The sequence below is a fragment of the Delftia sp. PX-1 genome (assembly GCF_055797465.1).
The window spans coordinates 2,627,915-2,640,447 of sequence record NZ_CP184763.1 but is presented as its reverse complement, the minus strand read 5'-3'; the positions used below and the strand labels follow the sequence as shown (position 1 = coordinate 2,640,447).

Annotated in this window: 12 protein-coding genes; 3 read left to right on the top strand and 9 right to left on the bottom strand. The window is 68.5% G+C overall.

All coding sequences use genetic code 11. The features are described 5' to 3' along the window. Positions 1–40: 40 nt before the first annotated feature. From ACN20X_RS12120 to ACN20X_RS12110, 3 genes are all read left to right on the top strand, one after another. A complete protein-coding gene (locus tag ACN20X_RS12120; RefSeq protein ID WP_017404609.1) occupies positions 41–1,015 on the top strand; it encodes a sulfurtransferase in 975 nt (324 codons plus the stop codon). A 91-nt stretch (positions 1,016–1,106) separates the two neighbouring features. Continuing rightward, on the top strand, positions 1,107–2,204 hold the full coding sequence (locus ACN20X_RS12115; RefSeq protein WP_046239479.1) for a YeeE/YedE thiosulfate transporter family protein: 1,098 nt from the start codon (positions 1,107–1,109) through the stop codon (positions 2,202–2,204). Between the two features lie 11 nt (positions 2,205–2,215). Further along, complete coding sequence (locus tag ACN20X_RS12110) at positions 2,216–2,389, top strand: hypothetical protein (protein WP_016449605.1); 174 nt, start codon at positions 2,216–2,218, stop codon at positions 2,387–2,389. A 13-nt stretch (positions 2,390–2,402) separates the two neighbouring features. On the opposite strand, the gene ACN20X_RS12105 is transcribed toward ACN20X_RS12110, so the two are convergent. From ACN20X_RS12105 to msuE, 9 genes are all read right to left on the bottom strand, one after another. Then, on the bottom strand, positions 2,403–3,398 hold the full coding sequence (locus tag ACN20X_RS12105; protein ID WP_016454055.1) for a rhodanese-like domain-containing protein: 996 nt from the start codon (positions 3,396–3,398) through the stop codon (positions 2,403–2,405). A gap of 110 nt (positions 3,399–3,508) precedes the next feature. Continuing rightward, positions 3,509–4,429 carry an alpha/beta fold hydrolase gene (locus tag ACN20X_RS12100; RefSeq protein ID WP_016449607.1) on the bottom strand — a complete coding sequence of 307 codons (921 nt, stop codon included), beginning with the start codon at positions 4,427–4,429 and terminating at the stop codon, positions 3,509–3,511. 62 nt (positions 4,430–4,491) lie between these two features. Then, positions 4,492–6,696 (bottom strand): 3-hydroxybutyrate oligomer hydrolase family protein, encoded by a 2,205-nt coding sequence (locus ACN20X_RS12095; protein WP_133073401.1) that lies wholly within the window; start codon positions 6,694–6,696, stop codon positions 4,492–4,494. Between the two features lie 52 nt (positions 6,697–6,748). Then, a complete protein-coding gene (locus ACN20X_RS12090; RefSeq protein ID WP_310039189.1) occupies positions 6,749–7,816 on the bottom strand; it encodes a branched-chain amino acid ABC transporter permease in 1,068 nt (355 codons plus the stop codon). A 13-nt stretch (positions 7,817–7,829) separates the two neighbouring features. Then, on the bottom strand, positions 7,830–8,822 hold the full coding sequence (locus ACN20X_RS12085) for a branched-chain amino acid ABC transporter permease (protein WP_047474935.1): 993 nt from the start codon (positions 8,820–8,822) through the stop codon (positions 7,830–7,832). Continuing rightward, the gene (locus ACN20X_RS12080; protein ID WP_016454051.1) at positions 8,819–9,568 is read right to left on the bottom strand and encodes a branched-chain amino acid ABC transporter ATP-binding protein; all 750 of its coding nucleotides are present in this window, start codon (positions 9,566–9,568) and stop codon (positions 8,819–8,821) included. The genes ACN20X_RS12085 and ACN20X_RS12080 overlap by 4 nt, the downstream gene beginning before the upstream one ends. Continuing rightward, the gene (locus tag ACN20X_RS12075) at positions 9,565–10,347 is read right to left on the bottom strand and encodes an ABC transporter ATP-binding protein (protein ID WP_012204469.1); all 783 of its coding nucleotides are present in this window, start codon (positions 10,345–10,347) and stop codon (positions 9,565–9,567) included. The genes ACN20X_RS12080 and ACN20X_RS12075 overlap by 4 nt, the downstream gene beginning before the upstream one ends. A 3-nt stretch (positions 10,348–10,350) precedes the next feature. Continuing rightward, a complete protein-coding gene (locus ACN20X_RS12070; RefSeq protein ID WP_017406780.1) occupies positions 10,351–11,544 on the bottom strand; it encodes a substrate-binding domain-containing protein in 1,194 nt (397 codons plus the stop codon). Between the two features lie 338 nt (positions 11,545–11,882). Beyond that, positions 11,883–12,464 (bottom strand): FMN reductase, encoded by a 582-nt coding sequence (msuE, locus tag ACN20X_RS12065; protein ID WP_016454049.1) that lies wholly within the window; start codon positions 12,462–12,464, stop codon positions 11,883–11,885. Positions 12,465–12,533: the final 69 nt, after the last annotated feature.

Sequence of the window (12,533 nt, the reverse complement as noted above, 5' to 3'; positions counted from 1 at the left end):
TGCTTGTCCCGCCGGTTTTCCATGGCCGGCCCCAGCCATCATGACCAAGACCTTTTCCCCTGCTCTGCGCCTGGCGGCCCCGCTGCTGGCGCTGGGCCTTGCCTGCACCGCCCTGGGCACGGCCCACGCCGCCGAACCCCTGCTCACGCCCGCAGGCGTGCAGGCCGCCGCCGGCCAGGACGCCGTGCGCATCATCGACATCCGCGATCCCAAGGCCTATGGTGAGCGCCACATTCCCGGTGCGCTCAACGCTCCCTACGGCAAATGGCGCGGCCCCGCCACCAATCCCGGCGAACTGCCCGAGCTGCCCAAGCTCACCGAACTCGTGCAGTCCCTGGGGCTGACGCCGGCCACCCACGCCATCGTGGTCTCCACGGGCGCTGACGCCACCGACTTCGGCGCCGCAGCGCGCGTGTACTGGACGCTCAAGCTGCTGGGCCTCAAGGAGCTGTCCGTGCTCAACGGCGGCATGAAGGCCTGGAACGAGCAAAAGCTCCCGCAGGACAACGAGGCCGTCAAAGTGGCCCGCAGCAGCTACCAGCCCCAGCTCGACACCAGCCTGATCGCCACGCGCGAGGATGTGGGCCAGCACGTCAGGCTCAGCAACGCCGCCCTGGTGGACTCGCGCCCCGACGCCTTCTACCAGGGCAAGACGCGCGCGCCGGCCGCCAAGCTCTCGGGCACCCTGCCCGGCGCGCAGCAGCTGGACTTCAACCAGTGGTTCGTGCCCGGCACCTCCACCTTTGTCGATACCGCCACGGCCAAGCAGATCGCGGCCAAGGTCAAGCGCGAGCAGGGCCAGGACATGGTGGCCTTCTGCAACACCGGCCACTGGGCGGCCACCGACTGGTTCGGCCTGTCCGAAGTCGCGGGCCTGCCGGGCGTCAAGCTGTATGCGGGCTCCATGGTGGACTGGACGCAGCAGGCCGATGCGCCGCCCATGGCCAACCAGCCCGGCCGCGCCGAATCCCTGGCCTACGACGCCAAGCAGTGGTGGGAAAAAAAGTTCAAGTAAACACCCCCTGAGGCGCTTGCGCGCCTTACCCGTGGCACGGCGCCTCTCTACCCGCTTCGCGGGGGAGGGCGACTGCATGGAGAAAAATGATATGAAACGACTTCCTCTTGCGGCCATCCTGGCCGTTTTCTTTGGCTGGCTGCTGTGGAGCGTCTCGGTGCGCCAGGCCGCGCTGTTCGCCGTGGGCCTGGGCCTGGGCGCGGTGCTGGCCGGCAAGCGCTTTGGCTTCACCACGGGCTGGCGCATGCTGATCGAGGACAAGGACGCCAGCGGCGTCTTCGGCCAGTTGCTGCTGCTGGCGCTGGCCGCTGCGCTGGCCATGCCGCTGCTGGGCCACTATCCCGAACTCACGGCTGCCCTGGGCCCGCCCAGCATCAGCCTGCTGGTGGGCGCCTTCGTCTTCGGCCTGTGCATGCAGATCGCGGACGGCTGCGGCAGCGGCACGCTGTACAAGGCCGGCATGGGCATTCCCATGAATGCGGCCATCCTGCCCGTGTTTGCCATCGGCAGCTTCCTGGGCAGCCTGCACCTGGGCTGGTGGCTGGACCTGGGCAACACCCAGCCCGTGGGCCTGGTCACGGCCTGGGGCTGGGCCCCTGCCCTGCTGGCCACGCTGGCGGCGCTGGCCGTGGTCGCGCTGGGCGTGGCCTGGTATGTGCGTGGCGCCAACATGGCACTCAAGCGCCCGGCCAAGCCGCTGTTCGTGCGCAAGTGGGTGGTGGGCGCCGTGCTGCTGGCCGTGCTGGCCACGCTCAACCTCATCATTGCGGGCCAGCCCTGGGGCGTGGTCTACGGCTTCGGCCTGTGGGCCGCCAAGATCGCCAACGCCACAGGCGCCGTGGACCTGGCCGGCAACTGGTTCTGGAGCCAGCCCGGCAACGCCGCGCGCCTGCATGAAACCGTGCTGCTGGACGTGACCAGCATCACCAACATCGGCATCCTGGGCGGCGCCCTGTGGGTGGCTGCCGCCAAGCCCGTCAATGCCAAGCCGCTCACGGGCACGCAATGGATGGTGGCCCTGGTGGCCGGTCTGGTGCTGGGCTACAGCTCGCGCCTGGCCTTCGGCTGCAATGTGGGCGCCATGCTCTCGGGCATCTCCACGGGCAGCATCCACGGCTGGATCTGGGTGCCGCTGGCCTTTGCCGGCACCATCTTCGGCCTGCGCATCCGCCGCCACTTCAATTTCTGAAAGGACCCGCCATGACACAACAGAACAGCCTGCGCGCGGTCTTCTGGGCCGTGCTGGTCCTCTTCCTGGCCTGGGACCACCTGCACTCGCCCCCCGTGGACCTGCGCTTCGAGGCACCGCTGATCGCGGCCGGCTCGGGCAAGGCCACGCAAGGCGGGCACTGCTCGATGCCGGCAGGCAAATAGACCAAGGCCAAGGTCAGGGGACGCTGGGCGCCGGCCCCTCATCCGCGCTGGCCGTCACGGGCAGCGGCGCGGTTTCCACATCGAAGCCGGCCGCCTGCCAGGCCTTGAGGCCGCCCACCAGCGGGCGCACGTTGGCGAAGCCCGCGCGCTGCAGCTGGCGCGCCAGCCGCGCGGCCGAGATTTCATTGGGACAGTCGCAATAGACCACCACCCCGTGGGGATGGTCGTGCTGGGGCAGCAGGTGCGCATGCGACTCGCCGCCATCGCGCGGGCGCAGCTCCCAGGACTGTGCACCCGGGATATGGCCCTGGCGGTACTGCGGCAGGGCGCGCACATCGATCACCGTGGGCTGCATGCCCTGGGCATGCAGGCCCGCCAGCTCGCGCACCGACATGCGCGGCATGCGCAGGGACCGCACCATGCGATGGCGCTGCCACCACTTGCGCACGATGAACAGCCCCAGCGCCACGGCCAGCAGCAACAGGCCCCACTGGCCCAGCGCGGTGAGCACGCCCAGCAGGTCTTCCACCGTGGAGCTGAACAGCGAGCCCAGGTACACGGCCGAGCCCACCCAGATCAGCGCACCCAGCCCGTCATACAGCACGAAGCTGCGCAGCGGCGTGCCCATCACGCCGGCCAGCGCGCTGGCGATGGAGGCGAAGCCCGGCACGAACTTGGCCACCAGCAGCGACCTTGCGCCCCAGCGGCCATAGACGGTCTCGGTCTGGCGGATGCAGGCATCGGGCGACAGCGAGATGCGGCAGATGCGTCCCAGCACACGGTGGCCGTAGGCCTTGCCGGCCTGGTACCAGAACAGGTCGGCAATCAGCGCCGCGCTCACGGCCACGGCCACCAGCCACAGCAGGCGCACCCAGTCGGCGCCTTCCAGCGCACCGGTCACGACCAGCACCGGGTAGGCCGGAATCGGCGCGCCCAATTGCTCGACGAACACATTGAGAAAGACGATGCCGAAGCCGTACTCACGGATCAGCTCCACCAGAAAACCCATGTCAGGCCTCTCTTGCCCAGACGGTGCCCGCACCCGAAAAAGAAGGCGAGGCTGCACCCGTCGCAAATGCTAGCGCGGCAGCAACATCCGCGCCCGGCCCGGGTTGATGCTCAGCCGCGCTGCAGATGCTCCAGCACCCATTGCCAGTGCGCGGGCACGTTCAGCGCCGGCGCATGGCCGCAGCCGGGCACCTCCTGCCAGTGCAGCAGGCCGCGCGCGCCGGGGCCGCGCGTGGTCATTTCCCGCGCCACCTCGGGCAGCACCAGGTCCGAGTCCACGCCCCGCAGCAGCAGCACGGGGATCTCCAGCGCGTCGTAGTGCGGCCAGATGCCGTAGTCGTCGTCATGGGCCGTGAACTGCTCGATCATGGCCGGGTCGTAGTGCGGCGTGACGCGCCCATCGGGCAGGCGGCGCACGCTGGTTTCGGTGAGCTTGCGCCACTCGGAGTCGCCGAGCCAGCCATAGGGCCGGTAGGCCTGGCGAAAGAACGCCTCCAGCTCGCCCACGGTGTCGAAGGCCGGCGGCTCACCCGCATAGGCCTTGATGCGCGCCAGCGCTGACTCGGCCAGTTGCGGCGCATTGTCGTTGAGCACCAGCGTCGCAATGCGGGCGCGCAGCGAAGGCTCGAACAGGCCCGAGGCGCAGACCGTGCCGATGGCCCCGCCCATGGACGTGCCCACCCAATGCGCGCGCTCCAGCCCCAGCGCATCGAACAGCCCGCGCGCAATGCGGGCGTAGAAGCCCAGCCGGTATTCCTCGCGCGGCGCGCGGCTCCACTGGCTCAGGCCCCGGCCCAGCGTGTCGGGGCAGACCACGCGCCAGCCCTGCCCCGCCAGGAACTGCGCCAGCGCATCCATGTCGCGCCCCGTGCGTGCCAGCCCGTGCCAGGCGATGACCGTACCCGCAGGCTCCGCGCCGGGCGCAGGCTGCCAGTCCATGTAGTGGATCTCATAGCCCGAGCAGTGCGCGTAGCGGGAATCCGGCACGGCAACAAAAGGGGATGCGGACGAGGGTGATGCTGTGGAAGCCATGGAAGAAATCTCTGTGCAGGAGCGGCCGGCCGCCGTGGCAGCCGGCCGCCCCGGGGCCTGGCTCACTCAGGGATGCGGATCAGCCCGTCGCTGACCTCGATGGTGTTGGCCGTTGCGGGCCGCGTCACGAAGGGCGGCACCTGGGCCGCCGTGATGGCAGGCGCCGCGCCCGGCTGGCCGCCGCGCGGCGTGGTGCGCACCACCTGGCTGGCCGGCAGCGCGGTGCTGCTGCGCAGGTTGGCCCACACGGCATCCATGGCCTGGTTGAAGTACGGGTGCAGCGGCACGAAGCGCGTGTCGAAGCCGGAGAACGGCAGGAAGGCATCGAAATGCTGGGCATTCACCACCTCGATATAGCGCAGCCGCGTGCTGGAGCCATCCAGGCCACGGTTGAGCACCGTGTAGGCGCGCGCATTGTGGTTGACCGGCACCAGCGCATCGCTGCGGCCCGCCACGATGATGGTGGGCTTGCCGCGCAGCTTGGCTGTGTGCAGCACCTCGTTGATGCCGGCGCGCACGGCGTCGCTCTGGGCGCGCGTGGGCACGCTGCTCTCGGACAGGTTGAAGCCGGTCACCGGATCGAAGCCCGTCACTAGCGCGTGCTGGCACAGCGCGTTGTCCAGCCCGAAGTCGGCCACGCGCGTGGAGGGCGACACGGCAAACTGCCAGGCCTTGGCCCCGCCCACCGAGTCGTTGTAGACCACCGTGGCGGGCGTACCGTTGGCCGTGCCATTGGCCGTGGCAAAGCTCTGGGCCAGCGCGGCCCCCGTGGCGGGCACCACGTCGCCCGTGGCATTGGCGGCCGCAAAGCTGGTGCGGCACAGGTTGGCATCCACGCCAAACCGGCCATAGGCCATGGTGTACATGGCCGACAGGATGGGGCCGTTGCCCAGCGCGTAGTGGGCGTTGTGCATGCGGTCGTGGTCACGCGTCCAGCCGTACAGGCGCAGCTTGCTCAGCGCATTGGCGGCGCGGTCGGCCGTGGTGGCGCCGATGACCAGGCCCTTGGCGGCCAGGCTGGTGCAGCGTGCCTCGGCACGCGCCGTCATGGCGGTGAGGCCTATGTAGTTGAAGATGGATGTCTCGGTCAGCGCCGCATCGGGCGCCAGCGCCGCGCAGGGCTGGTAGATGTTGCCGTAGGTGGTGTACTCGGCCAGCGTGCGGCCCGGGTTGGGCATGGTCGCATTGCCCACGGCAATGGTGTAGCCCTGGCGCGTGGGCATCTCGGTCACGGGTTCGGAGGCCACCACGCCGTCGATCAGGCCGTCCGTATCCAGCTCGGCCGCACGCAGCACGGCCGCGCCGCCGTTGGAGGCCGAGCCCGCCAGCACCAGCGTGTTGTCCTTGCCGAAGGGCACGGGGTCCTGCGTGGTGCCATAGCGGGCATTGAGCACGTACAGCGCATAGCGGGCCGCGGCCAGCGTGTCGTTGCCCCAGTCCTTTTCAGGATTCTGCTGGGAATGCGCGTGCTTGATGGCAATGCGGTTGGGAAACGCCGCGTTGTAGGCGGCGCGCGCCGCATCGGTCAGCCGTGCGGCAAAGAAGGACAGGCTGCCGGCGTCCGTGCGCGTGGCGCGGGTGCCGTCCAGCTTGTTGACGGTGTCGTCGCTCAGGTTGTGCAGGCCCACGCCCTTGCCCGCGTCGGTCAGCGCCACGGCGCAGCCCTTTTTCAGGCCCCACTCGCCCGCCGTGCCGATGGCGCCATACACGCCGCGCGAGCCCGAGGACGGGCCCAGCACGATGCAGGGCCGGTTGCGGTCAAAGCTGTCCGGCACCTGCACGGCCACCATGGTCTGCTTGCGGCCCGTGCCGTCGTCCAGCACGGCCAGGTACTCGCGCCCGGGGATCAGCCCTTCGCCCGCAGTCACCTGCCCGTCTGCCGTGATGTTGGGGCCGTACAGCGTGCCGTAGCCGCCGCCCGCCGTGGGGTCCAGGATGCCCCGGTAGTTGGAGTACAGCGCATTGCGCCGCAGCTCCGCCGCCGTGGGATTGGCCGGGTCCGCGTACAGGGGCGCAGCTGCGGCGCCCAGGCCCGTCTTGCCCAGGCCGCCCGTCAGCAAGTCCTGCGTGGCTGCCGTGGCGCCCGTGCCGGTGGCCGTGGCCGGATACACCGTGGCGCCCAGCTCGGTAAAGCCCTTGGGCAGATCGTTGCTGGGCTCACGCTCGCCGCTGCCGCAGGCCGCCAGCGCGGCCGCCGCCAGCGCCGTGAAGGCCCAGCGCCAGGGGGTTGCAGGAATCGACGACACCATCTCTTCACGCTTCAACATGCCCATCTCCTTGTGGTAGTTCTCTGATGCACGAATGCGCCAGGGGCCCTGGTCAGGCTCCGGCGCGGGAAGAACGCAGACGCCCCACGACGCCCGTGGGGAAATAGTAGACCGACAACACGAACAGCACGCCCAGCCACAGCAGCCAGCGGTCGGGCGACAGCAGCGCGGCCAGCCAGGGCAGGCTGTGCGCGGCCTCGCTGGCCACGCGCAGCAGGTCCTGCAGATAGCTCTGGGCGATGAGGAACAGCACCGAGCCGATCGCCGCGCCATAGATGGTGCCCATGCCGCCGATCACCACGATCAGCAGGCAGTCCATCATGATCTCGAACGACAGCGAGGTATCGGGCCCGTTATAGCGCAGCCACAGCGCCAGCATGGCCCCGGCCACACAGGCGAACAGGGCCGACAGCACGCTGGACAGGGTGCGGTACACCACCACCCGGTACCCGATGGCCTCGGCACGGAACTCGTTCTCGCGGATGGCCTGCAGCACGCGGCCGAACGGGGAATTGACGATGCGCAGCAGCGCCAGCACCAGCGCCACGGCCAGCACGAACAGCAGGTAGTAGGTGATGATGCGCCCGTCGATCAGCACGCCCAGCACCTCGTTCTCGAAGGGCTCGAAGCTGGGCGACAGCCACTCGGGCAGCTTGAAGCTCAGCCCGTCCTCCCCGCCCGTCCATTCCGACAGTTGGGAGGCCAGCGTCTGGAACGCCGCCGCCACGGCCAGCGTGATCATGGCAAAGAAGATGGCCCGCACGCGCAGCGAGAACAGGCCGATGGCCAGCGACAGCAGCAGCGACACCAGCAGCGCCGCGCCCACTCCCAGCGCCAGCGCGCCCCAGCCCGCGCCCAGGCGCGACGATGCAATCGCCACGCCATAGGCGCCAATGCCGAAGAACATGGTGTGCGCAAAGCTCACGATGCCGGTATAGCCCAGCAGCAGATCGAAGCTGGCCACCAGCACCACGAAGATCAGCACCTTGGCCGCCACGTTCAGCGCCTTCACGCCAGGGAACAAGAAGGGCGCCGCTGCCAGCCCCAGGAAGATCAACAGCAGCAGCACCGCCAGCACGCGGCTGCGCGGCAGGTCGCCGGAAAGCAATCGGTTGAGCATGTCGATCACTCCTTCAGCGGTTCGCCACGGGATAGACGCCCTGCGGGCGCCATAGCAGGATGGCCACCATCAGCGCGATGTTGGAGAACAGCGCCACCTTGGGCACCAGGAACCCCGTGTAGTTGGCCATCAGCCCCACCAGCAGCGCGCCGATCAGCGCCCCGCCCGTGCTGCCCAGCCCGCCGATGATGATCACGATGAAGATCAGCACATTGACCTGCGCCCCCATCTGCGGCACCACGCTCTGCTGGTACATGCCCCACATCACCCCGCCCAGCCCCGCAAGCGCCGAGCCCGCCACGAACACGCCCACGAACAGGCGGCGCACGCGGTAGCCCAGGGCCTCCACCATCTCGCGGTCCTGCACGCCCGCGCGGATCAGCAGGCCGATCTTGGTGCGCGACAGCGTCCAGGCCAGCAGGGCAAACACCGCCAGCCCCACCAGCACGGCCACCACGCGGTACTTTTCCACGGCGGCATCGCCCAGCAGCCAGGCGCCCTTCATGCCCTGGGGCAGCGGCAGCGGAATCTGCTGCGGGCCCCAGATGAGCTTGATCAGCTCCTCGCCGATGATCATGCCGCCCATGGTGATCAGGATCTGCTTGAGATGCTGGCCGTACACGGGCCGCACGATGAAGCGCTCGAACGCCAGCCCGATGGCGCCCGCCACCAGCATGGCCACCACCATGGCCGGCAGCACGGCCAGCAGGTTGCGCCACAGCTGGTCCGACCCCGTCCAGTCGCCCATGGCACCCAGCACGCTGGTGGCCACGAAGGCACCCAGCGCGATGAACACGCCGTGGCCGAAGTTCAGCACATCCATCAGCCCGAACACCAGCGTCAGCCCCGAGGCGATGATGAACACGATCATCCCCATGGCCAGCCCCGCCACCGTCAGCGTCAGCCAGGTCGAGGCCGAGCCCACCAGCGGCAGCGCCACCAGGGCCAGCACGGGCACCAGCAGCAGCGGCTTGAAATCCACATCCAGCCTGTTCAGCTTGTTCATAGCGAAAGCCCCAGCAGCGACTGCTGCAACGCCGCGTCTGCCGAGAACTCGGCCATGCCGCCCGCGTGCACCACGCGGCCGTTGTCCATCACCGCCACGCGGTCGCCCAGGCGGCGCGCAAAGCCCAGGTTCTGCTCCACCAGCACAATCGTCGTGCCGCCCGCCTTGAGCTGGGCGAAGGCCGCGATCATGTTCTCGATGATGGCCGGTGCCAGGCCCTTGCTGGGCTCGTCCACGATCAGCAGATCACGCGGCTCCACGATGGCGCGCGCCACCGCCACCATCTGCTTTTGCCCGCCCGACAGCTTGCCGGCCGGGTGGTTCCAGAACTTCTCCACGGCCGGGAACATGCCGAAGATCCACTGCAGCCGCTGCGCGTCCATGCGGTCAGCGCGCGAGGCGCCGCGCGCGGCCAGCAGCAGGTTTTCCTGCACCGTCAGGTCCGCGAAGATGCCCATGTTCTCGGGCACATAGGCAATGTTCAGCCGCGCAATCGCCGGCGTGGGCAGGGCCGTGATGTCGGCCCCGCCAAAGGCGATGCGCCCCTGGCTGGCCCGCCACAGGCCCATGATGGTGCGCAGCGTGGTCGTCTTGCCCGCGCCGTTGCGCCCCAGCAGCATGGTCAGCTGCCCGCGCGGCACGGCCAGGTCCACGCCATGCAGGATGTGATAGGCCCCGATATGCGTGTGCACGCCCGACAGTTCGAGCAGGTTGGGGTTTGGGTTGAGGTTGGCGGCAGCGCTCATGCGGCCTCCTTCACGGCGCCCTGCTCCGGCACCACACCCAGGTAGGCCTGCTGCACCACAGGCGAGGCAATGACCTCGGCCGGCGGCCCATCGGCCACCAGCGTGCCATTGGTCAGCACGATGATGCGGTCGGCCAGCTCGCGCACCACATCCATCTTGTGCTCCACCAGCAGGATGATCTTGCTGCGGTCCTGCTTGAGCTTGCGTATCAGGTCCAGGATCACCGGCGCCTCGTCATGGCTCATGCCCGCCGTGGGCTCGTCGAACATATAGACCTGGGGTTCCAGCGCCATCAGCAAGGCCACCTCCAGCTTGCGCTGGTCGCCATGCGGCAGCGCGGCCACGGCCTCGTCGCGCCGGGCGGACAGGGCCACCTGGTCGAGGATGTGCAGCGCCCGCTGCGTGAGCGCGCGGTGGTCGCTCCAGATGCTCCACAGGTTCAGGCCGCGCCGGTGCGGCCCCTCGTCGCGCGCCTGCACGGCCAGGCGCACGTTCTCCAGCACGCTCAGGTGCGGGAACAGATTGGTGAGCTGGAACGCCCGCCCCAGCCCGGCCCGCGTGCGCGCCGAAGGGGCCAGCCCCGTCAGCTCGCGCCCGCCCAGCAGCACGCGCCCGGCCGTGGCCTTGAGCTGCCCCGAGATCAGGTTGAAATACGTGGTCTTGCCCGCCCCGTTGGGCCCCACGATGGCCGTCAGCGTGCCCGGCTCGAAAGCGCAGCTCACGCCGTTGACGGCCACATGGCCCCCGAAGCGGATGGTCAGATCCTCTGTGCGCAACATTGCTCAGCGGCCGTTGCGGATAGGAACCTGCATCTCCTCGGGCTTGATCTCGCGCACCAGCTCGGGCACGCCCCAGGCCAGCGCCGGGTCCACGCGGATCTTGAAGTGGTACATGCTCTGCAGGGCCTGGTGGTCTTCCTTGCGGAAGGTCATCTGGCCCTTGGGCGTGTCGAAGCTCATGCCCTCCATGGCCTTGATCAGACCGTTGGTCTTGGTGTCTCCACCTGTCTTCTTGAGCGCCGTCACGATGGCCATGGCCGCAGAGAAGCCGCCGGCCGTGAAGAAATCCGGCGGCGTCTTGTACTGCTTGTAGTGCATGGACACCAGCGCCTCGTTCACCGGGTTCTTGGGAATGCCGTAGTAGTAGTACGTGGCGCCCTCCATGCCCGGCAGATTCTTGTAGGCCGCCATGGCGGGCAGGATGTTGCCGCCCGTGGCGATCTCGATGCCGTAGCGCTTGAGGTCCAGGTCCGCGATCTTGAACGGATTGCCCGCCCCGGCCCAGACGATCCAGATGATCTTCCTGCCCGGCTGGTCCTTGAGCTTGTCGATCAGCCGCTGCGCCCCTGCCGTGAAATCCGTGGTGGCTGCAGGCAGGTACTCCTCATGCGCCAGCTTGCCCTTCTTGATGGCGTCCTTGAAGGCCTTCACCCCGTCGCGGCCGAAGGCGTTGTCCTGGGCCAGCGTGGCAATCGTCACGCCCGCCCTGTCGATGGCCACCGCATTGCTGATGGCGTCCTGGCTGGAGTTGCGGCCCGTGCGGAAGATGTACTTGTTCCACTTGTCGCCCGTGATCGAATCGGCCACGGCCGGCTCCACCAGCAAAATCTTCTTGTACTCCTCGGCCACCGGCAGCATGGCCAGCGCCACGCCGGACGACGTGGGCCCCACGGCCAGATCGGCCTTGTCATCGGAATACGCCGTGGCCAGCAGGCTCTTGCCCAGGTCGGGCTTGCCCTGGTCGTCCTTCTCGATCACCACCAGCTTTTTGCCATTCACCGCCATGCTGCCGCCCGTGGCGTACTCCAGCCCCATCAGCAGCCCGGCCTGGGTCTGCTTGCCATAGGCCTCCAGCGCGCCGGTCTTGCTGTAGACGTGGGCAATGCGGATCTCGCCCTGCTGGGCCAGTGCAGCAGGAGCTGCAGCGGCCATGGCGGCGAGTGCGATGGTGCAATGGAGGAAGGGGCGGCGGTGCATGGTTTGTCTCCTTTGGGGTTTGCGGCTTGATGGCCTGGCTGGGCCTGCCGTTTTGCAAGGGGACCATGCATGCTTTGTGCCAGGCACGCCCAGGCGGCACCAAGACAGGGACGGCCTTGCGCCCCCCGGGGCCAGGCAGCCCGTGCCAGGGCCGAAAGTGTCTGGCCATTGGACAGATTCAGTGTCTTTTTCCAAGACAGCTGCCTGAATCCGATACAGGGCAAACCATGAATTCCTGGGATGTTCCCCTGCGCCTGGCCCACCATTACGTCCTGGCCGGCCAGCAGCTTCATGAGTTCGGGTGGCCCATGGGCGTGGAGAGAAAACCGTTGTTTTCTTCAGGCAACAGCCGCTGATTCGGCCAGATGGGGCATGGTGCGCTGCCTCAGCTCGACCAGCGGCAATGCCCGCTGAACCGCCAGCGCGGCCCGCTGTAGCAGTGCCTCGTCGTGCAGGCGGTAGTCCACGAAATCCTTGTCGGTCGCGTAGACACCCAGTGGCAGGGTGCGTGCCTGGAAGAAGCTGAACAGCGGCCGCAACTGGTGGTCGATCACCAGGGCATGGCGCTCGCTTCCACCGGTGGCCGCCAGCAGCACGGGTTTGTCGATCAAGGCGTCCTGGTGGACGAAGTCGAAGAAGTGCTTGAACAACCCGGTGTAGGCGCCGCGAAAGACCGGTGTGGCCACCACCAGCACATCCGCCTGCTCCACCGCCGCAAGCTCCCGCTCCACCGTCTCGGGCAACTGCGAGCGCCACACCGCGCCGGCAAGCTGCGGCGCGAGCTGGCCCAGTTCCACCAGGCGTTGTTCGCACGGAACTTCGTCGGCGATCAGATCAGACAGATGCTCTGCCAGGGCGGCAGACTTGGAGGGGCGCTGCAGTCCGCCGGATACGGCGACCAGACGAAGTGGACGTGTCATTGCTGCTCTCACGCAAGATGGCCGGGGTTCAACGCGGGAGCCGGTTGTGGCGACCATGCGGTCCGAGGT